Origin of the sequence: Spirillospora sp. NPDC052269, assembly GCF_040679435.1 — a bacterium.
Classification (GTDB): Bacteria; Actinomycetota; Actinomycetes; order Streptosporangiales; family Streptosporangiaceae; genus Spirillospora.
Genome location: NZ_JBFAUU010000034.1, coordinates 1 through 24,633 on the forward strand (window position 1 = coordinate 1; position 24,633 = coordinate 24,633).

Sequence of the window (24,633 nt, forward strand, 5' to 3'; positions counted from 1 at the left end):
CTACCAGGGGCTTTGTTGCGTTCCCGGCCCGCCGCGCCGCCCGCGATCATGCTGTGACCAGCAGCCCCCCAGACACCACTGAAAAAGACTCACTGCCAGGTCGGTGTGTTCTTGGCGTATGCGACCTTGTCTGGGATTGTGTTGGTCGACCGAGAGCTATATCTCCCAGTTCGTGGCTGGCCGGGGCTGCTGCCGCAGGCGATCCCCGAACCGGTGGCCTTCGCCACCAGGAGTGCTCAGGCGTTGCGGATGCCGGCACGTGCCCTGGACGCCGGAGTGCCCGCGCTGTGGGTGACCGCCGATGAGGTCTACGGCCAGGACTACAAGTTCCGCCATGCCCTGACCGACCGCGGGATGGGGTTTGTGGTTGCGGGTGCCGCGCAGCCGGATCGTCGGGATCGGCCCGGCCGGCGATGGCGTCGGCCCGGATCGCGCGTCGGCACCGCGTCAGCGAAAGGGCCGTACAGGGGATGCTACGAGGCGTCCCATTGCCGCCGATCCGCTTCCATGATCTGCGGCACGGAGCGGCCACGCCGGTGCTGCTCGGCAAGGTCGACATGAAGGTGATCAACGAGACGCTCAGGCACTCGCGTCATTCGTTCACCGCCGACACCTACACCTCGGTATGCCGGAGGTGTAGAGAGCCGCTGCCGAGGCCGTCGCCGTCGTTCCACGCATGTAGGCGGACGACGCGGCAGCCGAGGAGACGGCCTCCCCTGTCCCGCCTAACGTGGTCTCCCTGGCGGACCGGCGTATGGGGCGAGCCGAACACGCAGGGTAGTTGATGCCGTGATCCACTTTGGGAGCTCTGACTTGGGACCGGTGACGTCGCCACGAGATCTCGTGCTCTCCACGTGCCATCCAGAGGCAACAAAGCGGTCATCTGGAACGCGACAGGGGCTCCGTCCAAGATCTCGATCTTGGACGGAGCCCCTGTTCAGAGACGGAGGATCGGGGATTTGAACCCCGGATGGGCGGTAAACCCAAACCGCATTAGCGGAGCCCTCAGGCGCGTGCTTTGTGGTGATACGCCATCCGTCCGATTCCTGTCTTTGCAGGTCAGAAGTCCAGAGGGTGTGCCGCCAGGTTCCGTGATCGCATGCAGTCCGTGCCCACCATGTGCCCACCAGCCTCTGCCCGCTTGCTTGCCGGTGGTGAGAAGGTCTCACGCTGCGTAGTCAACGTCCTGAGGAATCCAAATCGCTGAGGTTGACCAGTCGATCCGGGAACGCGAACAGGGGCTCCGCCGAGGGTCTTGCTCTCGGCGGAGCCCCTGTTCGGGGGAGCGAGGAGGAGGTCAGCGGCAGTGCTTGTGCGGCAGGTAGGCGTGGCCGTGCTCGTCGTAGTAGTAGGTGTCGGCCACGATCGAGACGCAGAGGCCCTTGCCCTTGACCTTCACCGGACCGGCCCACTTCAGGAACTTGCCGCCGTCGTAGTCGGTGTTCACGCCCGGACGGTTGTTGTCCTCAGCCCACGTCGAGTTGTACATGTGGATGCTGATCTTGTGCTTGAACTGCGAGTAGTACTTCGTCTTGACATTGACGGCGCAGTTGTAGCCGGTCTTGGCGTTGTAGTACAGGTACACGTGGCTGAGCGTGTTCCACTTGGACTTCACCGAATAGGTGTCGACCAGATTTCCGGAGCAGCCGTATCCGCCTGCATTGGCAGCCGGCGCGGAAAGGGCCACGGCCGGGGTCACGCTGACGGCCAGGGCCGCAAGGACCGCTGCCGCACGGGCTCGCATACGCATTTCGTCGTCTCCTGTCGTTCGGGTCAGCGGCGCTTGCCGGTCCTGGCCGAGGCTCCGTCCGGAATCCCCGCGATCGCGGGAACCACGAGCAGTGCGGTCACCGCACCCTTGGCGGACGGGTTCATCGGTCGGAGCGTCCCTCGGTCACGGCCCGCCGGAGCGCGGGCAGTGATCACTCTGCCGAGGATCCGCCCATGTCAGGTACCCCGTCTGACAAATTCTGACGTGTTCGTACGCTTACAACGTGTTCGTACGCTTCTGACGTGCTTGGACGCTATCCGACGACCCTGACCTCGAAGTAGATCGGACGGGCCGCGGGCAGGAGTTGCGCGCCCTGGCCGTCCACCATCTTCCAGCCGACCCAGCAGGACCCTGGAGTGTTCGGCGCGGTCACGTGGACGCTCACCCTCGTGTGGCCGCCCGGCTCGGTGTCGGGCAACCGGACCTTCCCGGGCGTCGAGCAGGTGCCGTTGTCCTTGGGGAGTGCCGCGCGCGCCAGAAAGCGGCCGTGCCACGGGACGGTGCCGACGTTGGCGATTTCCCAGGTCTTCACGAATCTCCGCCCGGCCTTCACCTTCGCGCCGTCCGGGATGGTCAGGTCGGCGATGAAGGCGCTCTTGTCCCCGGTGAGAACCGGACCGTTCGCGGTCGTCGCCTGATCCGTGGGCTTCGAATCGGGCTTGTGTTCTCCGGAATTCATTATCGCGTACCCGCCGATCGCGGCGGCGCCCAGCGTTCCACACCCCACGGCGAGCGCGATGCTTCGTCCGCGCCGTCCCTTTGTTTTGGGAGTGGGAATCGGTCCGGTGTCCGCGATCCCGTCGGGAGCGGGTTCGGATGCGGTGACGGTTTCCGGGGCAGGGGCCGTGACATTCTTGACGGCAGGGGCATCCGATCCGAGTGCCGCGGTCCAGAGCTTGCGCCATTCTTCGACGTCACCGCCGCACGCTTCGACAAAGGCCTGCGTCGTCGTCCAGCTCGGGAACCGCGTCCCCCGGGCGGCCTCATGCAGTGTCGTATGGCTGACCGTCCTCGATGCGGCCATCTCCCGGAACGAGGGATTTCCGGCCTCCGCACGCAAACGCCGGAGGCTTTCCGCGAAACGCTCCCGCGCTTCCCGCCTCCCGCCGGACGATGGCATACCGGACATGCTCAAGGTCCACCCACCAACCCGTCATCCACCAACGAGGACGATCATCCTAACCGAGCGCCGGCAGGGCGCCCGGTCCGGAGATCAACCCGGCTGGGACGGCAGGCGGCGGCCGACGAATCGACGCCCGGACACGGCCCCAACGACCATCCCGGCGTGGGCCTCCTCTCCGGGCCACTCCGCTCCCACCGACGCCGCCCGGCGCGTCAGGCGTTCGCCGGTGACTCTGGACCCTGACCACCGCATCACGCAGAGCCCTCAGACGCGTGCTTTGTGGTGATACGCCATCCACCAGATGTTTTCGCAGGTCGGAGGTCCAGATGGTGTGCCGCCACGTTCCATGATCACACGCAGTCCGTGCCCACCATGTGCCCACCAACCTCCGCTGACCTGCCTTGCTGAGCAGGGAAGTTGCCTACGGTGCGTAGCTGAATGTGGACTGGTCCGCAGAAGCCCGTGAAGGTGGGCATCGCTGCTCGCACGGTTCAATCGACCTTTCAAAGCCGAAATGCGGACCGGCCCACACGGGCCGGTGAGGGCGGCCCCTGTCGAGCGGTAGAAGGCCAAGGAGCAGCCGCAATGTGGACCGGTCTGCAGAGGCCGGTGAAGGCGGCACCCCGTTCGGCTTCGCCACCGCCGCGCGGACGAGATGGCCGCAATGCGGACCGGCCTGCAGAGGCCGGTGAAGGCAAGCGGGGCGCTGGCTACTCGCATCCATGGGTGACCGTGCCGCAATGCGGACCGGCCTGCAGAGGCCGGTGAAGGGCCGGACCGGCCGCTCGGTCGGTGTCGGCATCAGCCTGCCGCAATGCGGACCGGCCTGCAGAGGCCGGTGAAGGGCTGTGCGCCCGAACGGCACCGTGGGCGCGTTCGACCAGCCGCAATGCGGACCGGCCTGCAGAGGCCGGTGAAGGAGGACCGGTCCGTGAGGGCCGGTGCCACGCTAGCCGGCCCCTGTCGCGGGGCGACTCTCCGCAATCACGGTGAAGGAGGACTGGTCCGTGAGGGCCGGTGCCACGAAGCGGTTCTCCAGGGACGGGGCTTCGGTCGTGACGAGGGTGAAGGAGGACTGGTCCGTGAGGGCCGGTGCCACGGCTCGGGCCTTCCGTCCCGTCCGACGCGCTGACCTGCGGGGGTGAAGGAGGACTGGTCCGTGAGGGCCGGTGCCACGGTAGATGGCCAGGCAGTATCGCGCTCAGTGAGCACGAGAAGCACTGTGGGCTGCCCGTTTCGTTCCACTCTGGAGTTGTTTGGACTTCGGAACCTCCCAGGGATTCTATGAGAGCTATAGGTTCCGAAGCAGGTTGAGACAGCGCAGCGCGCTTGCGCCGGTCGGCGCTGAGCGCGATCTCCCAATCAGGCGGCGTGGGGAACTGATCAGGTCCAGAAGATCCATATCTCGTGTGAACCTGATGTCGATCCGCCGGCTCTTTGGGTGAGCCTTGGTGATCAGCGGGTCCGCTGCCTTGTCGGCGCTTCAGACGGGTCCATGAGATCTGGAGTACTTCCGCATGGCTGAGTGAACTCAGTCACGCACCCCCTGAGCCGCGAAACCTGGCGACGCCTGAGAGGGTTGGCCACGTGAACACGCTGAGTGACGGCCGTGATGATCCCAAGTGGAGTCTGAAACGGGGGGCGGAGGCGGAGAGGCTCATCCTGTGCACTCCAGTCCCATCAAACCGGATATTCGGGAACGCGACAGGGGCTCCGCCGGTGATCTTGCTGTCGGCGAAGCCCCTGGTCAGGTGGCGGAGGATCGGGGATTTGAACCCCGGATGGGCGGTAAACCCAAACCGCATTAGCAGTGCGGCGCCATAGACCGGACTAGGCGAATCCTCCAGATGAGCCCTTGGGCTCAGCACAGGTTACCGGTCGGCGGGCCAACCGGCAAAGCCGATACGAGGATAGCCTCTTCCGGTCGTGCTCGACGTCAGCCGGTGTAGCCGCAGGCCCGGCCGAGGTCCGCCGCGTCCTGGATGAAGTTGCGGCTCCCGCTCATGTCCGGGGTGCCGCTGCTGCCCGAGCCGATCCTCCCGAGCACCGTGGCCAGCGACTCCAGGTCACCGGCGACCTTGTCCGAGGACGACTGGACGTCCCCGCCGGCCTTGGCGCCCTCACTCCGGATCTTGCTGGCCGTGTCCCGGTACAGCTGGGCGTTCGCCGCCGAGCTGGACCGCAGGTTGCCGGCGTCCGGCTGGCTGATCTTGCTCTTGATCGAGGACAGCTCCGACTTGATGTTGTTGCACGCGGTTTTCTTGTTCCCGCCGGTGACGCTGTCGAGCGGCCCGCAGGCGGCCGACGCGAGCAGGGCCCCGCCCAGGGCGACGGTCCCGATCAGCCGGGTGGCGGACATGCGCATCTGAATGATTCTCCTTGTTCGGGGGGAGCAGGGGTACCGGACGAAACCACACCGTCCGGCCAACCTCCGACTCGGTCCCCCCTTTGGCGCATATCGCCCCCGTTCGGTTCCCCTCACATCCCGGGCGCGACCACCGGTTCCGGTGCCCTACACTGGTGCATGTCGCAAGGACGGAACCCACCGGCTCCAGCCGCAAGGCCCAGAGCTGGTAGACTCCCCAGGCGACAACGCGACAGGCCGAAAACCTGAAGCGAGCACCCGTAGCTCAACGGATAGAGCATCTGACTACGGATCAGAAGGTTAGGGGTTCGAATCCCTTCGGGTGCGCATAAGTGAGAAGGCACTTCCGGTCCTCGGAAGTGCCTTCTTTGCTATTGGGCCTGCTGACAGCGCCCTCTATTCGGCTCCTGCTTCAATCCGCCGAACGAAGCTCTCCGCCGCCTCCGTGAGCTCCTCATTGATCACGTGGGCGTTGCCGGCCCCCTCGAAGCGAGGCTCCGTTCGCCGCTGCGGTGGCGAACCCGCGACAAGCCATCGGCGAGCGGCCGATGGGCTTGACGCTGGCTGTCCTTCGAGAAGTCTGTCGAGTCCTTCGCCTCTCGTCTCGCCCGAGTGGAGGAGAGGCAAATGCCCGTCATCCGTGTTGGCTCGTCGGTGACGCAGATCAACGTCTTCACCGTCGAATCCGGCCGTCAGCAACCATTGATCGACTATCTGGCCCGCGCGGCCGAGGTCGCCAGCGAGGTGCCTGGACGGCACACGCGTCGTCAACTACGCCCAGAGCGAGGACCTCGCCGCCGCCCAGCGGGTGATTCAGCACCTGAGGGCTCAAGGGCTGCTGGAGGGCAACAAGGCGTTCGGCCAAGCCCATCCGGGTCTGTATGAAATCTCGTTCACACTCGATCGAGACGACATCTAACGCTGCCAGCCGTCCCCGTCAGGCGCCACCCCCTCGGTCGCGTCTGACGTAGGGGCGGCGGCGCTCACGGGCCCGCCGCCGCCGGAGCGTGTGGTGTGGGCGCCGGTCACGGGCCCGTGTGCCCGGCCAGGCATCGGATGCCGTTCTGCCGCCATCCGGCGGTGGGCCGCCGCGCTCAGAGCTCCAGTACGGCAGGGCGTTCGCTGGGGCGTCCATGGGTGAGGACGCGGCGCAGCCCTTCGCGGAGCTGCTCGATCTGGGCTTCCTCGACGTCCAACGTCACTTCGATCTCGGGTTCGTCCAGTCCCAGTGCCTCCAGTTTGCCGGGATCCACGACGACGCGAAGGACGCGGCCTTTCATCCGCACCTCCTTGACGCCGCCGTAGGCGGTGCCCTGGTTGGGTGTGACCAGGCAGTAGGAGTCCAGGCCGAGGGCGATGTCCTGCTCGTCGGGTTCGTACAGGCAGCACATGAAGGTCAGCTCGTGGCCGCCGCCGTACTCCTGCTCCGCCACCCCGGCTACGTAGGTCTCGTCGTCTTCGTCGGCTTCCGCCGCGACAGCGCGAGCGGTGAACGTGAACACCATGCCAGCAGCGTAAGACCAGCCGGCGTGCTTGAACCAAGGGGTTGTCGCTGGTCGCCAGCGTTGGGTTCCGCCCCTGGCCTTCCGCCGTGGCGGGTGGCCGGGAGTGGTCGGGTGATCTCGAATCGAGGGTGGTAAGCCCCCGTCCAAGCAGGCGAGTCGCGGGTTGGGCCTCGTTGTCGGGCTTGGGGGCGGTGCGAATGAACGGCACTCGGCAAGGGTCCGCGACGGGCGGGCAGAGTATGCGTCTGGTGGCCGTGCTCACGGCGGTGTGCGGTTCGGTCCTGACAACGCTGCTGGCGAGCGGGGCGGGCGCGCCGCCGTTGGGGACGCTGCTGGCGACCATTCTGGGGGCGGCGATACCGCCGCTGATCGCCACCACCGGGCCGTTCCACATGCTCAGGCTCAGCATGGCCGTGCTGGCGGCCGCCATCGGCCTGGCCATCGCCTACGGCGGATTCTCCATCACCTTCGGGGTCTTCGGTGACAAGCCGAAGAACCTGCCGCTTCCGGGGGACGCGAACCAGAGCGGGCATTTGTCCGGTAAGTCGGGCGGGTCGGGGCACACTGAGAGCGGTGCGCGGCCCGATCTCGAGGTGACGCCGGACAACGTGGAGTTCACCTGCGCCGGCCGTGGCCAGGGCTGCCTGAAGACGATCACCCTCAAGAGCACCGGAGGCGCGGCGCTGCGGATCGGGAACATCGCGGCTGAGAGCGAGGGGGTCCTGGTCGCCGCCGAGGAGTGCGCGCACAAGGTGCTCGCGCAGGGGACGATCTGCACCCTGGCGGTGTGGCTGGTCGCCGAAGGCCCGCCGACCCGCGTGGTGATCCATCAGAACCTCCGGGCAAGCCCAGCTACGTCCAGGTCACCCGCCCGTCAGGGCCGTCCAGTCCGACCAGTCCGAGCAGTTCACTGGTCAGGAGCCCGGAGGTGTCCCTGTCGGACCCGACCACCTCTTAGGTGCGCCGACACCTCCGCACTGAAGGCCGGGGTGGTCTGCCGCGTCGCGCTCCGTGCGCGTCCAGCAGGGGCGATGAGCGGCCTTGTGTTCAGGGACGCCGGGATGGGTCAGTGTTGTCTATGACGGCCTCGGCGTGCTTCGCGGCGGGGGCGCCGTCGGCGCGCACCAGGGCGTCCAACCCCTGCCGGACAGTGTGCGGTTCGACGGCCGCGTGGGGGGTGACAGCGCTGATCGTGATGGCGCCGACGATCACTGCGGACGCGGTTCTTCCTCGTCGGCTGTTCCTCCTGACTGCTTGCCCACGTGGTGACCCCCACGGAACTGGTTGGAAGCGGTGTGCGTCCGGGGCAACGGCAGTGTGTCGGCGTGCGTCCTAGTGGGGCGCGTGAACGTTAGGGGAGGTTGTTGTGTCGTTGGGGCTTGGTGGTCTGGCGGTGCTGGCCGTTTTCGGGCTTGGTGCGTTGCTCGTGGTCGGGCTGGTCGTGGCGCTGGTGGTGGTCAGTGCGCGGCGCTGACGGGATGCGGTGGGGGGCCTGGCGCCAGAGGTGGAGGTCCGGGTCGTCGTCCTCGTACCAGGCTTCGCCGGTCAGCCAGTTGTCGAGCCAGGCCGCCAGGGAGTCGGTGTCCTTGAACCAGGCAAGGGTTCGGTCGTCCGTCACGGCGTTGGGCTCGTAGAGGAGGACGGGGGCCTCCGGGGCGGTGCAGTCGATGGCGGCGTACATGGCGCAGCCCCAGTCGAGGATGGGGAGGACGCCGGTGGGCCAGTCGCCGGTTGCGTGTTGGGCCTGGTAGGTGGCGACGGCGGTGGGCGCCTTCGGGCCGATGAGGGGCATGAGCTGGTAGTCGGGGCCGAAGCCGCCGTTCCCGACCTCCTGGTAGAGGCGTGCCAGGAGTGAGGGCAGAGGGAAGCCCAGTGCGGCTTCGGCTTCCTTGATCTGGGCCGGGGTGGCGCACGGGAGATCGTAGCCGGCTCGGTGCGCGACTCGTTCCAGGAGGTCGTCGTGGTCGGTCACGCGGGGATCGTGGCAGGAGGGTCCGACATGGCCACCGGGACGGCTTGACCGGGGCTTGGGTTCGGTCGGTTTCATGATCGGGAAACACGTCCGCAGAGCGTTCCATGGGGGCCTGGCGGAGGTGGTGTGCCTCGCTCGGCGGTAGTGCGGGGAGACACCATGCGTGGGCTGGTTCGGTGGGGTTGCGGGTGTGCGTTCCTCGTCGTCCTGGGGGCGGGGGTGGACGCGACCGCCGCTGAGGGGCCGTCGCGTTGCAACGGTGTCGCCTATGTGGTGGCTGAGCTGCGGGTCGCCGGTGCACAGCATGGGCAGCGACGTCGGCGGGCGCGGCATGCGCGGCGGGTTCGGGGGGACGGGCGGCGGGTTCTCGGACGGCTCGACATGGTGACCGGGGTCGTCAAGCCGATCGCTCCCAAGCCCGGTCTCGATGCGCTGGGCTATGACCCGGAGGCCAGGGTTCTGTACGGCGTTGAGAACAGTCCTGTGGACGGAGGGGCGCCCAACGTCGTCACGATTGATCCGGAGGATGGGAGCACGAAGGCGTCCGAGGCGCTGCCTCAGGACGTCTACACCGCTGGCGCCGTCTCCCGGGACGGGCTGTTCTACGTGCGCGGACGCAACACGGTTCAGGTCGTGGACGTCAAGGACAAGGCGCGTGTCGTGCGGTCGTTCGAGGTGAGCGAGGACCTGAAGCTGGACGACTTCGCCGTGCGGCCGAAGGACGGGCAGATCTGGGGTGTGGACAACGCGCATGGCGACCTCGTCCGGATCGACCCGCGTACCGGGAGCGTCAAGCGGTTCGGACGGCTCGGGGTCGGGCGCGTGACGGCGGCGTTCTTCGACGGCGACGGGGTGTTCCGCGTCGCGGGCAGCCGGACGGCCAGTGTGGACGTCGCCGGGCTGCGCTCGGGTGCCCGGAAGGTGGACGTTCGCCGGGTCGGGGTGTTTCCGGCGCGTCCGCCGAAGCTGCTCGACGGGGCCGGGTGCCTGAAGGGGGTGCCGCGGCTCGCGAACGACGTGGCCGCCCCGCAGGTGGCACCGGCGCCGGAGCCCGCGGAGGACCTGCGGGTGGCGTCGACGTTGAAGCGCGACGGTGCGCAGAAGCCGAAGCGCGACGGTGCGCCGAGGAGCGACGGTGCGCTGAAGCGCGGACGGGCTTCGAAGCGGGCGGCGTCGGAAAAACCAGTTGGGCATGTCGGTGGTGTTGCCTATCGTCCTGTTCGTGAGCGAGATCCGATACGTGCGCGGTGATGCGACGTCCCCGCAGGCCAAGGGCGTGAAGGTGATCGCGCACGTCTGCAACGACCTCGGCGGGTGGGGGAAGGGGTTCGTGCTCGCGGTGTCCCGCCGCTGGGACGAGCCCGAACGCGTCTACCGCGAATGGCACAGACACCGGGCGGCCAACGACTTCGGACTCGGCGCGGTGCGGTTCGTCCAGGTCGAGCCGTATGTGCATGTGGCGAACATGGTCGCGCAGCGGGGCATCAAGCGCGGCAGCAAGGGTGTCCCGATTCGGTACGACGCGCTGGGTGAGTGCTTGGAGCGGGTCGGCGCGCGGGCCATCGAGCTGGAGGCGTCCGTCCATATGCCGCGTATCGGGTGCGGGCTGGCGGGCGGACGATGGTCCGAGGTCGAGCCGCTCATCGAGCGCCATCTCGTCGGACGCGATGTGCCCGTGACCGTCTACGACACCGACTGACCTGCGGGAAGAGTCACGCGGACGGTCGTCCCGGCGCCCGGAGCCGAGAAGAGTTCGGCGCGTCCGCCGTGGGCGGCGGCTATCGCGGCGACGATGGGCAGGCCCAGACCCGCGCCGGACGCGCCGCCGCTGTGGAAGCGTTCGAAGGCGCGGGCGGCGTCCTCGGGCGACATGCCGGGGCCTTCGTCCGCGACCTCCAGCGTGACCTGGTCGTCCTGCGCCGGTGCGACCCGGACGATCGCCGCGGTGCCGGACGGGGTGTGCACGCGCACGTTGGCCAGCAGGTTCGCCAGCACCTGCCGGATCCGTCCCTCGTCCACGGTCGCGACGAGTTCGGACGGCGCGGTCAGCCGCACCGGACGGTCCGGATCAGCGGCCTGCGCGTCGGCGACGGCGTCGCGGGCCAGCGCGGAGAGGTCCGCGGGGGCGGGCTCCAGCGACGCCTCGCGGTCCAGGCGGGCGAGTTCCAGCAGGTCACCGACCAGGCTGCTCATCCGGCGGGCCTCCTCCTCGATGCGCCGCATCGCGTCGGGCAGCCGGTCCGGGCCGAGCGCGCCCTGCCGGTACAGCTCGGCGTAGCCCTGGATCGTGGTGAGCGGGGTGCGCAGCTCGTGCGAGGCGTCCGCGGCGAACTCGCGGACCCGCGCCTCGGACCGGGCGCGCGCCGTGAACGCCTGCTCGATCCGGCCGAGCATCACGTTGATCGCTCCGGCGAGGCGGCCGGTCTCGGTGCGGCGGTCGGCGCCGGGCATCCGCTCGTCCAGGGTGCCGCCGAGCGCGATGACCTGCGCGGTCGTCGCCATCTGGTGCAGCGGCCGCAGGCCCCGCCGGATCAGCCAGCGGCCGACGAGGGCCAGCACCACCAGGAGCAGGACGGTCGTCGCCAGCTCGGTGACGACCAGGCTGAGCATCGCCGCGCGGATCTCCTCCAGCGGCGCGGCGACCACGACGACGTCGTTCCCGTGGGATGAGGGGGGTGGGAGGCTCGCGACCTCGGTCCGCGGCACACGGGTCCGGGCGACCGCCCGCATTCCGGGCAGCGAGAACGGCTTGCGGTCGTTGGCGCGCCGGGTCAGGACGTCCAGGCCGAGCCGCTGGAGCTCGTCCTCGGCCGCGCCGGGGTCGGGGTCGTCGCCGCTGAGCACCTTCATCCGCCCGGACGGCGCGACGCTGATCACCACGAACCGGGCGGGGGCCATGCCGTCGTCCGGCAGGCCCGGCTTGAGGCGAGCGACCGCCCGGTCACGGGTGGCGGTGAGCTGACCGTCCACCCGGTGCATCAGGTAGTTGTGCAGGACGAACGCGCTGACCAGGCCCATCAGCAGCAGGCCCGCGCAGGTGACCGCGAGCAGCCCGGTCAGCAGCCGCGCGTTCAGGCTCATCCGTCACCCGCTCGGTTCTCGTGCGCGTCGTCCGGGCAGCGTCCCACCCGCATCCCGTGCGGGAGGCGCGCCACCCGCGTTTCTTTCGGGAGGTGTTCTGAGCGCATCATGTGCGCGTTGTGCGGGCGGCGTCCACTGCGCGTTGTGCGGGCGGCGTCCACCGGAATCACGCGCGGAGGGTGTAGCCGACGCCGCGGCGGGTGTGGATCAGTGAGGGGCCGAGCGGGTCGAGCTTGCGCCGGAGGTAGCTGATGTAGGTCTCGACGACCTGCGGGTTGCCGTCCCAGCCCCAGACCGACTCGAGCAGCTGGGCGCGGGTGAGCACGCGGCCCTCGTTGCGCATCAGGCACGCGAGCAGCCGGAACTCGGTCGGGGACAGGTCGATGTCGGTGCCCGCGCGGCGGACCGTCCAGCGGGACTCCGAGAGTTCGAGGTCGGCGACGCGGAGCAGGTCGTCCTCCTCGGGCGCGGCGGGCGGGGTCGTGCGGCGGAGCACCGCGCGGACCCGCGCCACCAGCGCGTCGATCGAGAACGGCTTGGTCACGTAGTCGTCACCGCCGAGGGTGAGGCCGGTGACCGTGTCGGACGGGGTGTCGCGGGCCGTCAGGAAGATGATCGGCACCTGGTCCCCGGCGGCGCGGAGCCGGCGGCACACCTCGAATCCGTCCAGGTCGGGGAGCAGGACGTCGAGGAGGATGAGGTCCGGGCGCTCGGCCCGGGCGGCGCGCAGCGCGCCCTCGCCGTCGTCCGCCGTCGCCACCGCGAAGCCGTGGAAGGTCAGCGCGGTGTCGATCAGGTCCCGGATGTTCGCCTCGTCGTCGACGACGAGCACCCGCCGCTCCTCGTTCATCGGCCTCCGCACATCACCCGCAGCATCCTCATCGACGTTACTGCGGGCCGCCCGTACCGCGCGCCGCCCCCTTGGGGAAGGGGACGGTGGCGGGGCGGGAACCGGCAGCCGCGCCGGTTCAGTTGGCCTTCTTGAGCGGCTCGCGGACGGCGGCCGCGGTGCGGGTGTCACCGCTGCGGGCGCCGAACACGACGACCTGGTCGCCGTTCGCGACGGCGTTCAGGGTGGACTTGGCGCGGGACTTCACGACGCGGGTCTTGGCGTCGACCGTCCACGTCCAGGTCACGCCGTCCGCGCTCTTCACGGTCAGGGTGGCGCCGGTCTTGCCGGTGACCTGGCCGCGCTGCCAGTCGACGACCTTGAACGTGTTGTTCTTGGCCTGGACGGTGGCCTCGCCGTGGACGCCGCGCATGCCGCCGCGGTGACCTCCCTTGCCGCCCTTGCCGCCGTGCCGCCACTGGCCGTCGCGTCCCATCCCGTGGTGTCCCTTGCCGGACGCGGACGGATGCGCGGACGGCGACGGGCTCGCCGCGAAGGCGGGAACGGCGGCGTACAGCCCCACACCGAGCAAACCGGCGGCGGCGACACCGGCCGCCATCGTCTTCTTGTTGGCTCTCATACCGATCACTCAACCGTTGGCGCCTGGGAGTTCGGCCCTGAGATACCTGAGAGAAAGCTGAGAGTGTCCGCAAAGTTGTCCCGACTTTCTTCCGGGTTACCCTGCCAGTCGGGGCGGGCCCGCCCAGAAAGCTCTCTGACCTGCCGCGATACCCTCAGGAGCAGGGTGATCCGCGACGGGACGAACCCGCGAGGAGGACGGCTGTGGACGCGTTCATCGCCGGAATGCCGAAGTGCGAACTCCACCTGCACATCGAGGGCACCCTCGAACCCGAGCTGAAGATGATGCTCGCCGAGCGCAACCACGTGCGGATGCCGTACCGGACGGTCGAGGAGGCGCGCAACGCCTACCGGTTCGACAGCCTCACGTCCTTCCTGGTCGGCTACTACGAGAGCATGAACGTCCTGGTGACCGAGCCGGACTTCTACGACCTCGCCACCGCGTACCTCACCAAGGCCGCGTCCCAGAACGTCCGGTATGTGGAGATCTTCTTCGATCCGCAGGCGCACACCTCGCGCGGAGTGCCGTTCGACCTGGTGATCCGCGGGCTGCGCCGGGCCGTCCTGGACGCGGAGCGGCTGCTCGGCATCCGCGCCCAGCTCATCATGTGCTTCCTGCGCGACTTCTCCGCCGGGTTCGCGATGGCGACGCTCATGGAGTCGCTGCCGTATCGCGAGTGGATCGTCGGCGTCGGCCTGGATTCGGATGAACGCGACAATCCGCCGCTGAAGTTCGAGAAGGTCTTCGCGCGGGCGCGCGAGGAGGGCTACCTCATCACCGCGCACTGCGACATCGACCAGCCCAACACGCACGAGCACATCCGGCAGTGCCTGGACGTGATCGGCGTCGACCGCATCGACCACGGCTCCAACGCCCTCGAGGACGAGGCGCTCACGGCGGAGATCGCCCGGCGCGGGCTCGGCTTCACCGTCTGCCCGGTGTCGAACGGGTTCGTCACGTCCGACATGAAGGCCGCCGAGATCCGCCGGATGCTCGACCTCGGGCTGAAGGTCACCATCAACTCCGACGACCCGGCCTACTTCCTCGCCTACGTGTCCGAGAACCTCCAGGCCGTCCAGGAGAAGCTGGGACTGAGCCGCGACGAACTGCTGCAGTTCCAGCGGAACGCCTTCGAGATCGCCTGGCTGCCACGCGCCGCCAAGGACGCCTACCTCGCCGAACTGGACGAATACGCCGCGTCGAACTGAGCGGCGCGCCCATCGGGGGAACGATGGCGAACACCGAACCGAACGACAACGCGCCCGAGCACGACAGCACGCCCGAGCATGAGCACGACGGCGCGCGTGCGAACGACGGCGCGCGTGCGAACGACGGCGCGCGTGCGAACGACGGCGCGCGTGCGAACGACGGCGCGCGTGCGAACGATGGCGTGCGCAAGGGTGACGGCGTGCGCAAGGGCGGTGATGCGCGTGCGGGGGTCGGGCGGGGGCGGCATCTTGTCGTGTGGCTGCTGCGCGGACGGCGTCCGACTTGGGGAGACGTTGGGCGGCTGCTCGGTTCGTGGGCGCTCAACGCCGGCGTGCTCGGCCTGATCATCTCCCTGCATCCCGGGATCTCGGTGCGGGACGGGGCCGGATCGGTCTTGCTCGCCGCGCTGGTGATCTCCGCGGTCAGCGTGGTGCTGCGTCCGCTGCTGACCGCGCTCGCGATCGCGTTGTCCTGGTTCGGGGTGTTCGTGATCGGGTTGCTCGCCCAGGCCGTCGTCACCTACGTCGGCCTGCGGCTCACGCCCGGCGTGACGATCTCCGGGTTCGGCGCCGCGATCGTCGTGACCTGGCTGACCGCGCTGTTCACGTCGGTGTTCTCGTGGCTGCTCGTGGTCAACCAGGAGGACGAGTTCGTCGGCTATGTCATGCGGCACGCCACCCGCGGCCGTGGCCGTCGCGGCATGAAGCCCGTGGACGACGGCCTGACCGGCGTGGTGTTCGTGCAGCTTGACGGGCTTCCCCGGCCCGTCCTGGAGTGGGCGCTGCGGGCGGGGAACCTGCCGACGCTGTCGCGCTGGGTGCGGTCCGGCGGGCACGTCGTGCGCGGCTGGACGGCCCGGGTCCCGTCCACGACGCCGGTCTCCCAGGCGGGCCTGCTGCACGGGACGACCGAGGGGATGCCCGCTTTCCGCTGGTTCGAGAAGGCGTCCGGACGGATGATGGTCGCGAACCGTCCCGCCGACGCGGAGATCATCCAGAAGCGGCTGTCGGACGGCCGGGGCCTGCTCGCCGACGACGGCGTCAGCGTCAGCAACCTGTTCTCCGGGGACGCGTCCATCCGGCTGCTCACGATGAGCAGCGGCCCGGCGCGCGGCGCGAGCCTCGGGCCGTCGGCGTCCTACGCCTCGTTCTTCACCCACCCGTTCGGCTTCACCCGCGCGCTGGTCCTCACCGTCGGGGAGATGGTCAAGGAGCTGTGGCAGGCCCGCACGCAGCGCAAACGCGGGATCGAGCCGCGGATCCGGCGGGCCGGGTGGTACGTGGCGCTGCGCGGGATCACCAACGTCATGCTGCGCGACCTCAACATCGCGCTGGTCGTCGAGCAGATGATGCGCGGCGCCCGGTCGATCTACGTGGACTTCGTGGACTACGACGAGATCGCGCACCACGCCGGTCCCGTCCGTCCCGAGTCGATGCGGTCGCTGGAGGGACTCGACAGCGTCCTCGGCGTGCTGGAGCGGGTCGCGGAGCGGACGCCGCGCCCGTACGCGTTCGTCGTGCTGTCCGACCATGGGCAGACGCAGGGCGCGACGTTCCGGCAGCGCTTCGGGACGCCGCTGGAAGAGGTCGTCCGGAACCTCATGGGCCGCCCCGCCGAGGTCGGTGCCGCGACGGAGAGCGTGGAGGACTGGGGCCCGGTCAACACCTTCCTCAACCAGCTCGTCCAGCAGGACAGCGTGAGCGCGGAGATCGCCCGCCGTGTCCTCGGCGACCGCGCCGAGTCGGGTTTCGGCCCGGACCAATCGCAGGAAAAGGGCGATGACCTGGTGGTCTGCGCGTCCGGCTGCCTCGGCCTCGTCTTCTTCACCCGGTACCCCGACCGGCTGCACTACGAGGAGATCGAACGCCGCTGGCCCGGCCTGGTCGGCGGTCTCGCGGCGCATCCGGGCATCGGTGTCGTGGTCGTCCTGTCCGGGGCACACGGCCCGCTCGCGGTCGGCCGCGACGGCGTCCGGCACCTCGCCACCGGCCGGGTGGACGGCGCCGACCCGATGATCGGCCTGCCGGACCACGCCGCCGCCGACTTCGCCCGCATCGCCATCCTCGACCACGCCCCCGACATCTACCTGCACAGCCTCTTCGACCCCGGGACCAGCGAGGTCGCCGCGTTCGAGGAGCAGGTCGGCAGCCACGGCGGCCTCGGCGGCTGGCAGACCGAGGCCGTCCTCGTCCACCCCGCCGACTGGCCGCTGGACGCCCACGACCTCCACGGCGCCGAGGTTGTCCACCGCCGGCTCGTCACCTGGCTCGAGAACCTCGGCCACCGCAAGAACCTCCCGCCCGCCGTGGAGCCGCCCGCTGCGGGGCCGCCGGAAGGGCGTGGCGGGTGAGGGCGGCGATCACGTGGTGGGGGCATGCGACGGCCACGGTCGAGGTGGACGGGGTGCGGCTGCTCACCGATCCGGTGCTGACCGGGCGGATCGGACATCTACGCAGGCGGCGCGGGCCGGAACCGGGCGCCGTCGCGTTGAGCGCGGACGCCGTGCTGATCTCGCATCTGCACGCCGACCACCTGCATCTGCCGTCCCTGAGCCTGCTTCCGGACGACGTGCCGCTGATCGTCCCGCGTGGCACGGCCCGGTTCCTCGCCGACGCGGGGCGCGCCGACCTCGCCGACCGCAGCGTGGAGACGCGTCCCGGTGGCGAGACCGAGCTGGACGGCATCGGCGTCCGTGCCGTCCCGGCCGCGCACAGTGGACGCCGCACCCCCTGGTCCAGATACGAGGGGCCCGCCCTCGGCTACGTGATCGAGGGAGTTCGGCGGGTCTGGTTCGCGGGCGACACCGACCTGTTCCCGCAGATGGACGGCCTGGGGCCGGTCGACGCCGCGCTCGTCCCAATCGGCGGCTGGGGCCCGACGCTCGGCCCCGGACACCTCGACCCGGAACGCGCCGCCGAGGCCGTCCGGCGCGTCCGCGCGGGCCTGGCCGTCCCGATCCACTACGGCACGTTCTGGCCGATGGGGCTGGAACACGTCCGGCCCAGCCGGTTCCTCGGCCCTGAGCACGCCTTCGCCGCCCACGCTCGCACGGCCGCCCCGCACACGTCCGTCCGCATCCTCACCCCGGGCGCGACCCTCCAACTCGACTGAGCCAGGTCGCCCAACCCGGCCCTCCCGGAGGCCACCGAGGTGTCATGGGCGGCGGTGGCCGTGGCCGTGGGCATGCACGGCGTGGCGTCCACGACCAGTGTTGATCGTCGGCCCGGGGTGTCGATGGGCCGGATCGGTGCTGGTCGGGGCGGGTTTCGGGGCCGGGCGGGAGTTTCGCTTCCGCCCGGCTCAGAGGGCGGTCACTCCTCGGTGGAGAGGACCTCGAGGACCTGGTCGCCGAACTTGGCGAGCTTGCTCTCGCCGACGCCGCTGATGCCGCTGAGCTCGGCGAGGGAGCCGGGGGCGGCGGTGGCGATCTCGCGCAGCGTCGCGTCGTGGAAGATCACGTAGGCGGGGACGCCCTGCTCCTTCGCGGTCGCCGCGCGCCAGGCGCGCAGGCGCTCGAAGAGCGGCGTGGCCTCGGCGGACAGCTCGACCGCGGCCTTGCGCTCCTTGGACGACCGGGACGTCGTGGCCTTCGCGGGGGCGCGCTCCGGCTCGCGGCGCATCATGACCCGGTGGTCACCGCGCAGCACCGCCGGGCTCCGCTCGGTCAGGACGAGCGTGCCGTGGTTGCTCTCGACGGCGAGCAGGCCCTGCGCGAGCAGCTGCCGGATCACCCCGCGCCACTCCACGTCGCGCAGGTCGGAGCCCACGCCGAACACCGACAGCGCGTCGTGGTCGAACTGGATGACCTTGGCGTTCTTCTTGCCGACCAGGATGTCGACGATGTGGCTGGCGCCGAACTTCTGCCGCCGCTCGCGGTCGAGCCGGTAGACGGCGGACAGCACCTTCTGCGCCGGGATCGTCCCGTCCCAGGACTCGGGCGGCGACAGGCAGGTGTCGCAGTTGCCGCACGGCTCGGACGGCTGCCCGAAGTAGTTCAGCAGCTGGACGCGGCGGCACTCGACCGTCTCGCACAGCGCCAGCATCGAGTCGAGGTGCAGGGCCAGGCGACGCCGGTGCTCCTGGTCGCCCTCGGACGAGTCGATGAACTTGCGCTGGCTGACGACGTCCTGCAGGCCGTAGGCGAGCCAGGCGGTGGACGGCAGGCCGTCGCGCCCGGCGCGTCCGGTCTCCTGGTAGTAGCCCTCGACGGACTTCGGCAGGTCGAGGTGCGCGACGAACCGGACGTCCGGCTTGTCGATGCCCATGCCGAACGCGATCGTCGCGCACACGACCAGGCCGTCCTCGCGCAGGAAGCGGGACTGGTTGGCGGCGCGGACGGACGCGTCGAGCCCCGCGTGGTACGGGACCGCCTCGATGCCGTTCGCGGTGAGGAATTCGGCCGTCTTCTCCACCGACGCGCGGGACATGCAGTAGACGATGCCCGCGTCGCCGGCGTGCTCGGTCTTCAGCAGATGGAGGAGCTGCCGCTTCGGGTCGTTCTTCGGGACGATCCGGTACTGGATGTTCGGCCGGTCGAACGAGGAGACGAACTGCCGGGCGTCGTCCAGCTTGAGCCGGGTCGCGATCTCCTGCCGGGTGGCCGGGGTGGCGGTCGCGGTGAGCGCGATGCGCGGCACGTCCGGCCAGCGTTCGTGCAGGTGGGACAGCATGAGGTAGTCGGGGCGGAAGTCGTGCCCCCACTGCGACACGCAGTGCGCCTCGTCGATCGCGAACAGCGAGACCGTGCCCCGGTCGAGCAGCTCGACCGTCGCGGGGACGCGCAGCCGCTCGGGCGCCAGGTACAGCAGGTCGAGCTCGCCCTGGAGGAACTGCGCCTCGACGAGGCGGCGCTCCTCGAAATCCTGGGTGGAGTTGAGGAACCCGGCCCGGACCCCGGCGGCCCGGAGGGCGTCGACCTGGTCCTGCATGAGGGCGATCAGCGGGGAGATCACCACGCCGACGCCCTTCCGGACCATCGCGGGGATCTGGTAGCAGAGCGACTTGCCGCCGCCGGTCGGCATCAGGACCAGGGCGTCGCCGCCGTCCGCGACGTGCTCGATGATCTCCCGCTGGCCCTCGCGGAACGCGTCGTACCCGAAGACGCGGTTCAGCACCTCGATCGGCGTGCCGTACTCCGGGCGCGGCGGGGCCTCGCCGAGGTCGGCGGGGTCGTACCCGCCGCCCGCCTGCGGGTCGTCGGGGACGAAGCCCGGCGCGTCGTAGCCGTCGTAGGCGTCGGCGTAGGCGAGGTCCGCCTCGCTCAGCTGGTCGTCGTACGGGGGCGGGAACCCGTCGTCCTCGGGAGAAGCCACCGGCTCATACTATGAGCGCCCGCCGACAGCCGAGGCCCTTCCGGCACTCCTGTGGACAACCCCCACATCCCTCTAGGCGGGCCCCTCCAGACCCCTGAGGGCGTCCGGTGTCAGCTCGTCCAGGTTCTTGATCGTCAGCGAGGCGAGCGCCGCCGCGTCCGCCGCCGGGGGATACCGGGGGTGCGGGACGGCCACGACCCGCATCCCGGCCGCGTGCGCCGAGCGGAGGCCGTTGCTGGAGTCCTCGACCGCCACGCACGTCCCGGCCGGGACCTCCAGCCGCGCGGCGGCGGCGAGGTAGCCGTCCGGGGCGGGTTTGCCCAGGTCGACCTCCTCGGTGGAGACCGTGGCCCGGAAGAGCCCGGCGACGCCGAGGTGGCCGAGCACGATGTCGATCAGGGCGCGCGGGGACGAGCTGGCCAGGCCGAGGGGCAGGACGTCCGCCATCCGCCGGACGGCCTCGACCGCGCCCGGCATCAGCGGGATCTCGTCGGCGTAGCGGCGGGACATCCGGTCGACGACCTCGTAGGCGACCCGGTCGGTCGTGAGGTCGCCGCCGATCAGGTCGTTGGCGAGGTAGTCGGCCCACTCGGCGGTGCTCATGCCCATGAGCCGGTCCTGGGTGTCCGGCCGCCAGGCGCCGCCGTTGTCGGCGACGTAGCCGCGGCGGACCTCCTCCCACACGGGCTCGGAGTCGACCAGCACTCCGTCCAGGTCGAAGACGATGGCCTGCGGGGGTGTCATCAGGGGGTTCCTCCTCCCCGGCCGGGACCGGCCGGACGCGAACGGACGCTTGGGGACGATCATTACCCGCCACGGACCCCCGCGAACCCGCTGACCAGCCCTGATAGTCGAAAACAGGCATAAACAAGGCGACTCTGGCATGGTGGGGCACCCGCCAAATGGAGAGGAGAACGCCCAGGTGTTGTTCTTCGGACTGATCCTCGCCGCCGCCGCCGTCGCGCTCGGAGCGGCGGTCGTCATCTTCGATACCGGCCCCGCGCAGCTGACCCTGTTCGACCAGCGGGTCCCCGGGATCACCTCGCTCTGGCAGGTCTTCCTCGCCGGCGCCGTCACCGCCGCGCTGTTCGTCCTCGCGATGATCATGCTGTGGATCGGGTTCGGCAGGATGCTGTCGAACCGCCGCGACCTGCGCGACTCGCTGACCACCCTGGAAATGGAGAAGAAGCAGCTCCAGGACCAGCTCGCCCGCGCCCGTCGCGGCGAGGCCCCCGACCGTCCGGGCCGCGGCCGCGACCGCGGCGAGCCCCGCGGCGGTGAAGTCCCGGCCCGGGGCGACGGTCCCGCCCGTGGCGACGGTCCCCCGGCTCGGGGGGACGGTCCGCGCCGTCCCGACGTCACCACCCCTGTGCCCGCAGGAGCCGGTCCCGCCCGTAGCGGCGCCGCCCCCGCGCCTGGCCCAATCGGCCCCGGTGGACCGGTTGGACCCGATGGTCCCGGTTCCGCCCCCACGCGCCGGCGTCGTCGTCCCGCCCCGGCTCCCGCCTCGGCCGGCGGGCCGACCCCGGTCCCCTCGTCCACGCGCGGTGGCGGAGCCCCGCCCCGTCCCGCGGGCGACCCCGCCGCAGCCGGACGCGGCGCCCCGCCCCGCCAGGCAGGTCCGCGCATCGACGCCTCGTCCCCGTTCTTCGACAGGGCGGATTGATGGAGACGCGGGTCGTTCTAGAAGACGAGTTCAGAGTGCTGGATATCGCCGTGCGGAGGGATGACCGCAGGGTGTCCGGGGGCGGAGGATCGTAACCGTGCGAATCATCATCAAGGTCGCGATCACGGCGGCTGCGCTGTGGGTGGCGAAACTGTTCATCCACGGGATCACCGTCACCGGCGACACCGCCGGGAAGCGCGTGCTGACGCTGCTCGGCGTCGCGGTGATCTTCGGCGTGGTGAACGCCGTCCTCAAGCCCATCATCAAGACGTTCGGGTGCGCGTTCTACGTCCTGACCCTGGGCCTCATCGGCCTGGTCGTGAACGCCCTCCTGCTCCTGTTGACCAGCTTCCTGGCGGGCAGGTTCCACCTCCCGTTCCATGTCGACGGCTTCTGGCCCGCCTTCTGGGGCGCCATCGTCGTCGGTGTCGTCGGCTGGATCCTGCACATCCTGATCCCCGGAGACGACGACAAGGACTGACCCCTCCTTCCACCCCACGAACCACGAGCCACGAACGCGAACACCCGCGCGGCCCTGTCAGGCAGGGCCGCGCGGGTGTTCCTTTTGTCGTGTCAGGCCGTCTCGTTCGTGGACGACTGCTTCGGAGCCTCGCCCTCGCCCTCGGGCTCGGCGGCCTGGGGCGTCGGTTCGGACGGCGGCGGCGCCACCGGGTCGTCCACGACGGGTTGCACGAGGGTCTCCTCGACGGGATCCGTGACGGTCTCCTCGACGGGATTCGCGGCCGGGGGCGTGACGGTCTCGGCGATTGGATCCGGGAGGGTCTCCTCGACCGGCGGCTCGACCGACTCGGGGGCGGGGGCGGGGTCCGGCTCGGAGTCCGGGACGGCGGCGGCCGTGGTGAGCAAGGTCCAGTGGCGGGCGTGGGTGGCGCCGATGAGCAGGTCGTCCGGGCCGAGGCGCTCGGCGCCGCTGACCAGCAGCTCGTCGAAGTGCCCGGGGTTGCCGGACGAGATCGCGAACGGCGAGCCGCCCACGACGCTCGCCAGGCCGAGGAGCGTCTGGCCGAAGTCGGACTCGGTGTCGTGCGGGCTGTCGGCGAGCGCGGTGAGCAGCCCGGTCAGCTCCTCGACCCGGGACATCGCGCGCTCCTGGACGGCGGGCAGATCGGCCATGTCGGGCTCGTCCTCGCCGGAGAGGGCGGCGACCTGGTCGCGGGAGCGCGCCTCGGCCTCCACGGCGACGGTGAGGTCGGCCTCGTCCTCGGCGTTCTCGGTCTCGGCGCTCGAGCGGCGCTCGGCCAGCGCGTTCTCCGTCTGCGTGATCCGGTTCGCGATCGACTCGACGTCCGCCTCGGCGCGCGCCAGGGCGGCCTCGGCGATCTCGCGGGCGGTGCGGGCGACGGCGAGCCGCTCCTCGGCGGCGCGGGCCGTCTGCTCGGCGTAGCGGGCGGACGCGCCCGCCTGCGTCGCCCGGTCGGAGGCCTCGGCGGCGGTCCGCGCCTGCTCGCGGTGCGTGTCGATGGCGCTCTCGCGGTCCGCGGCGAGGCGGGTCAGCTCCTCCGCGAGGCGTTCCTGCGCGTGCCTGGCCGCCTCGAGCCGCTCGGCCCCGTTCTCCAGGAAGTGCTCCAGGCCACCCTGGTGGTGGGCGGCGCGCTCGGCCGCCTCCTTCGTCTCGTGCGCGCGCTTCACCGCGTCGTCCGCCTGCCGCACCTTGTCCTTCAGGTCGGCGCGCGCCTGCTTCAGCTCGGGCGGGGACGGCGCGACGTGCAGCCGCTGCGTCAGCGTCATCTTCCCCCGGGCGGACGCGACCGCCGACTCCGCGGCCCGGACGCGGTAATAGGACGCGTGTCCCTCGGCCATGGCGGTGCTGTCCTCCGCCACCAGCCGCTCGGTCTCGGCCTTGGCGGCGGGTAGTTCCTCGCGCGCCCGCGCGAGGTCGGCGATCAGCTGCCGCTCCTGCTCCCTGGCCGTGTTCAGCTCGTAGTGCGCCTGGGACGACCGCGCGTCGATGGCCGTGACCCGCGCGTACGCCTCGTCCGCGATGCGACCCGCCTCGGCCGCCTTCGCCGCGATCCCGTCCGCCTCGGCCTGGAGCCGCACGGCCTCCTGCCGGGGCTCGACGGCCTCTCCGGCGACCTGCTCCTCCTCGGCCGCCGTCCGCTCCCGCTCCGCCTCGGCGGTGGTCACGCTCTCCTGGGCGGTCACGAGCTCGGCCTTGCGGTCGACGATCGAGGCCTCCAGCGCCGCGATGTCGGCGCGCCGCTCCTCGCGCCGCTGGACGCCCTCGACCTGGAGCCGCTCGACCGTCGCGACGTCCCGGGGCCACTGCTCCAGCCACAGCAGGCCGAGCTGGAGCCCGCGGAGCTCCCGCTCCCAGTCTTCCTTCCAGACGCCCCCGACGGGCCGGACGACGATCCGCCGGACGACCTCCTCTGCCGGACGATCGTCCGGCTCGTCCGGCTCGCTCGGCTCCTCCGCCTGGGGCGGGGCCACGGACGCGAGCATCTCCTCCGAGATGATCCTGTTGGGACGGGTCGTCTCCGCCACGTCGTCCGGGATCACCTCCATGCGGATGGTGCCCAGGTCGCTGACCGTGGCGTCCGGGTCGTTCAAGGACGGGGACGGGGGCTGCGCGCCCGCGCCCTGGGCCTCCCTCATCGACCGGAACTCGACGGTGCCGTTGTGCTCGCGGCGCTTGAACGGCGGCGGCGGGACGACCTCCTCGAGCATCAGCGGAAGCTCCCGGTGGGCCAGCGCCTCCAGGAGCCCGGCGGCCTCGTCCCGGGACGGCGCGAGCAGGAGGATGCGGCCGTCCAGGGCGTCGGTGATCTCCCGGACGGCCGCCCCGACGTCCCCGGCGGGACCCGCGACCGCGACGTCACCGGCGTTCCCGGCGTTCCCCGCGTCCCCGGCGTCCGCGCCGGAGAGGTCGATCATGCTCGCGACCCGCTCGTCGAGCGTCTCCGGCTCGATCATGAGGCGGGCCAGGTCCGTCCAGTCGTCGGTCGGCTCCCGCATCGCGAACACGCGCAGGGTCGCGATCCGCCCGGACCATCCCAGCGGCTGCTCGCCCTCCGGCGGGACCGTCTCGAGCAGCTCGGCCTCCAGGCGCTCGTAGCGCTCGGTCAGCTCCGCGCACAGCTCGCCGACCCGCTCCCGCAGCCGCTCCGTCTCGTCCACAGCGTGCTCCACCGTTGTG

20 protein-coding genes, 2 tRNA genes and 1 CRISPR repeat array are annotated in these 24,633 nt (G+C 70.5%); of the genes, 10 read left to right on the top strand and 12 right to left on the bottom strand.

Annotation, left to right across the window (positions count from 1 at the left end; translation table 11 throughout):
- Positions 1-78 precede the first annotated feature (78 nt).
- Positions 79-561: a transposase gene (locus tag AB0L06_RS42055; RefSeq protein WP_500237332.1), complete on the top strand. Its 483-nt coding sequence runs from the start codon at positions 79-81 to the stop codon at positions 559-561.
- A gap of 736 nt (positions 562-1,297) precedes the next feature.
- Here AB0L06_RS42055 and AB0L06_RS42060 read toward each other — a convergent pair.
- The 4 genes from AB0L06_RS42060 to AB0L06_RS42075 all read right to left on the bottom strand — a co-directional run bounded on the left by AB0L06_RS42060 (position 1,298) and on the right by AB0L06_RS42075 (position 5,259).
- Positions 1,298-1,750, bottom strand: a complete 453-nt coding sequence (locus AB0L06_RS42060; protein WP_500237229.1) for a hypothetical protein — start codon at positions 1,748-1,750, stop codon at positions 1,298-1,300.
- Positions 1,751-2,024: 274 nt separating this feature from the next.
- Entirely contained in the window at positions 2,025-2,900 is an 876-nt protein-coding gene (locus AB0L06_RS42065; RefSeq protein WP_500237231.1) for an NBR1-Ig-like domain-containing protein, read from the bottom strand.
- Between the two features lie 502 nt (positions 2,901-3,402).
- Positions 3,403-3,814: a CRISPR direct-repeat array (repeat unit 37 nt; unit sequence GCCGCAATGCGGACCGGCCTGCAGAGGCCGGTGAAGG).
- Positions 3,815-4,646: 832 nt separating this feature from the next.
- Positions 4,647-4,739: transfer RNA gene (locus tag AB0L06_RS42070), tRNA-Ser, on the bottom strand.
- A 91-nt stretch (positions 4,740-4,830) separates the two neighbouring features.
- Complete coding sequence (locus AB0L06_RS42075; protein ID WP_500237232.1) at positions 4,831-5,259, bottom strand: hypothetical protein; 429 nt, start codon at positions 5,257-5,259, stop codon at positions 4,831-4,833.
- 254 nt (positions 5,260-5,513) lie between these two features.
- Between AB0L06_RS42075 and AB0L06_RS42080 the strand changes: the two genes are divergently transcribed.
- Positions 5,514-5,586 (top strand) — tRNA-Arg (locus AB0L06_RS42080).
- A 767-nt stretch (positions 5,587-6,353) separates the two neighbouring features.
- Here AB0L06_RS42080 and AB0L06_RS42085 read toward each other — a convergent pair.
- On the bottom strand, positions 6,354-6,764 hold the full coding sequence (locus AB0L06_RS42085; RefSeq protein ID WP_500237234.1) for an Imm10 family immunity protein: 411 nt from the start codon (positions 6,762-6,764) through the stop codon (positions 6,354-6,356).
- A gap of 248 nt (positions 6,765-7,012) precedes the next feature.
- Between AB0L06_RS42085 and AB0L06_RS42090 the strand changes: the two genes are divergently transcribed.
- The gene (locus AB0L06_RS42090) at positions 7,013-7,846 is read left to right on the top strand and encodes a hypothetical protein (protein ID WP_500237237.1); all 834 of its coding nucleotides are present in this window, start codon (positions 7,013-7,015) and stop codon (positions 7,844-7,846) included.
- 269 nt (positions 7,847-8,115) lie between these two features.
- On the opposite strand, the gene AB0L06_RS42095 is transcribed toward AB0L06_RS42090, so the two are convergent.
- Positions 8,116-8,736: an SMI1/KNR4 family protein gene (locus tag AB0L06_RS42095; RefSeq protein ID WP_500237239.1), complete on the bottom strand. Its 621-nt coding sequence runs from the start codon at positions 8,734-8,736 to the stop codon at positions 8,116-8,118.
- Between the two features lie 219 nt (positions 8,737-8,955).
- Between AB0L06_RS42095 and AB0L06_RS42100 the strand changes: the two genes are divergently transcribed.
- A complete protein-coding gene (locus tag AB0L06_RS42100) occupies positions 8,956-9,987 on the top strand; it encodes a DUF6923 family protein (RefSeq protein ID WP_500237241.1) in 1,032 nt (343 codons plus the stop codon).
- Positions 9,959-10,435, top strand: coding sequence for a macro domain-containing protein (locus tag AB0L06_RS42105; RefSeq protein ID WP_500237244.1), 477 nt, complete (start codon positions 9,959-9,961; stop codon positions 10,433-10,435). The genes AB0L06_RS42100 and AB0L06_RS42105 overlap by 29 nt, the downstream gene beginning before the upstream one ends.
- Here the strand turns inward: AB0L06_RS42105 and AB0L06_RS42110 are convergent.
- From AB0L06_RS42110 to AB0L06_RS42120, 3 genes are all read right to left on the bottom strand, one after another.
- Positions 10,420-11,817: a sensor histidine kinase gene (locus tag AB0L06_RS42110; protein WP_500237246.1), complete on the bottom strand. Its 1,398-nt coding sequence runs from the start codon at positions 11,815-11,817 to the stop codon at positions 10,420-10,422. The two genes, AB0L06_RS42105 and AB0L06_RS42110, sit on opposite strands and share 16 nt — an antisense overlap.
- Before the next feature lie 166 nt (positions 11,818-11,983).
- Positions 11,984-12,667: a response regulator transcription factor gene (locus AB0L06_RS42115; RefSeq protein ID WP_500237248.1), complete on the bottom strand. Its 684-nt coding sequence runs from the start codon at positions 12,665-12,667 to the stop codon at positions 11,984-11,986.
- Between the two features lie 118 nt (positions 12,668-12,785).
- Complete coding sequence (locus tag AB0L06_RS42120; protein ID WP_500237250.1) at positions 12,786-13,286, bottom strand: hypothetical protein; 501 nt, start codon at positions 13,284-13,286, stop codon at positions 12,786-12,788.
- A 203-nt stretch (positions 13,287-13,489) separates the two neighbouring features.
- Here AB0L06_RS42120 and add point away from each other — a divergent pair, with 203 nt between their 5' ends.
- From add to AB0L06_RS42135, 3 genes are read left to right on the top strand one after another with little or no spacing between them, the layout of a single operon-like run.
- On the top strand, positions 13,490-14,494 hold the full coding sequence (add, locus tag AB0L06_RS42125; protein WP_500237252.1) for an adenosine deaminase: 1,005 nt from the start codon (positions 13,490-13,492) through the stop codon (positions 14,492-14,494).
- A gap of 23 nt (positions 14,495-14,517) precedes the next feature.
- Positions 14,518-16,845 (top strand): phage holin family protein, encoded by a 2,328-nt coding sequence (locus tag AB0L06_RS42130; protein ID WP_500237254.1) that lies wholly within the window; start codon positions 14,518-14,520, stop codon positions 16,843-16,845.
- On the top strand, positions 16,842-17,606 hold the full coding sequence (locus AB0L06_RS42135; RefSeq protein WP_500237256.1) for an MBL fold metallo-hydrolase: 765 nt from the start codon (positions 16,842-16,844) through the stop codon (positions 17,604-17,606). The genes AB0L06_RS42130 and AB0L06_RS42135 overlap by 4 nt, the downstream gene beginning before the upstream one ends.
- Before the next feature lie 200 nt (positions 17,607-17,806).
- On the opposite strand, the gene recQ is transcribed toward AB0L06_RS42135, so the two are convergent.
- The gene (gene recQ / locus AB0L06_RS42140; protein ID WP_500237258.1) at positions 17,807-19,807 is read right to left on the bottom strand and encodes a DNA helicase RecQ; all 2,001 of its coding nucleotides are present in this window, start codon (positions 19,805-19,807) and stop codon (positions 17,807-17,809) included.
- A gap of 72 nt (positions 19,808-19,879) precedes the next feature.
- The gene (locus AB0L06_RS42145) at positions 19,880-20,551 is read right to left on the bottom strand and encodes an HAD family hydrolase (RefSeq protein WP_500237259.1); all 672 of its coding nucleotides are present in this window, start codon (positions 20,549-20,551) and stop codon (positions 19,880-19,882) included.
- Between the two features lie 178 nt (positions 20,552-20,729).
- Here AB0L06_RS42145 and AB0L06_RS42150 point away from each other — a divergent pair, with 178 nt between their 5' ends.
- Together AB0L06_RS42150 and AB0L06_RS42155 are read left to right on the top strand one after the other, a co-directional pair.
- A complete protein-coding gene (locus AB0L06_RS42150) occupies positions 20,730-21,473 on the top strand; it encodes a hypothetical protein (RefSeq protein ID WP_500237261.1) in 744 nt (247 codons plus the stop codon).
- Between the two features lie 97 nt (positions 21,474-21,570).
- Positions 21,571-21,954, top strand: a complete 384-nt coding sequence (locus tag AB0L06_RS42155) for a phage holin family protein (protein WP_500237262.1) — start codon at positions 21,571-21,573, stop codon at positions 21,952-21,954.
- A 92-nt stretch (positions 21,955-22,046) separates the two neighbouring features.
- Here the strand turns inward: AB0L06_RS42155 and AB0L06_RS42160 are convergent, their stop codons facing one another.
- Complete coding sequence (locus AB0L06_RS42160) at positions 22,047-24,614, bottom strand: coiled-coil domain-containing protein (protein ID WP_500237263.1); 2,568 nt, start codon at positions 24,612-24,614, stop codon at positions 22,047-22,049.
- Between the last annotated feature and the right edge of the window lie 19 nt (positions 24,615-24,633).

Excerpts from the sequence above, each read along its gene's own strand:
- AB0L06_RS42130 (WP_500237254.1), top strand. The coding sequence starts at position 14,518 with ATGGCGAACACCGAACCGAACGACAACGCGCCCGAGCACGACAGCACG.
- AB0L06_RS42145 (WP_500237259.1), bottom strand. The coding sequence starts at position 20,551 with ATGACACCCCCGCAGGCCATCGTCTTCGACCTGGACGGAGTGCTGGTC.
- AB0L06_RS42065 (WP_500237231.1), bottom strand. The coding sequence starts at position 2,900 with ATGTCCGGTATGCCATCGTCCGGCGGGAGGCGGGAAGCGCGGGAGCGT.
- AB0L06_RS42075 (WP_500237232.1), bottom strand. The coding sequence starts at position 5,259 with ATGCGCATGTCCGCCACCCGGCTGATCGGGACCGTCGCCCTGGGCGGG.
- AB0L06_RS42085 (WP_500237234.1), bottom strand. The coding sequence starts at position 6,764 with ATGGTGTTCACGTTCACCGCTCGCGCTGTCGCGGCGGAAGCCGACGAA.
- AB0L06_RS42115 (WP_500237248.1), bottom strand. The coding sequence starts at position 12,667 with ATGAACGAGGAGCGGCGGGTGCTCGTCGTCGACGACGAGGCGAACATC.
- AB0L06_RS42110 (WP_500237246.1), bottom strand. The coding sequence starts at position 11,817 with ATGAGCCTGAACGCGCGGCTGCTGACCGGGCTGCTCGCGGTCACCTGC.
- AB0L06_RS42120 (WP_500237250.1), bottom strand. The coding sequence starts at position 13,286 with ATGAGAGCCAACAAGAAGACGATGGCGGCCGGTGTCGCCGCCGCCGGT.
- AB0L06_RS42060 (WP_500237229.1), bottom strand. The coding sequence starts at position 1,750 with ATGCGTATGCGAGCCCGTGCGGCAGCGGTCCTTGCGGCCCTGGCCGTC.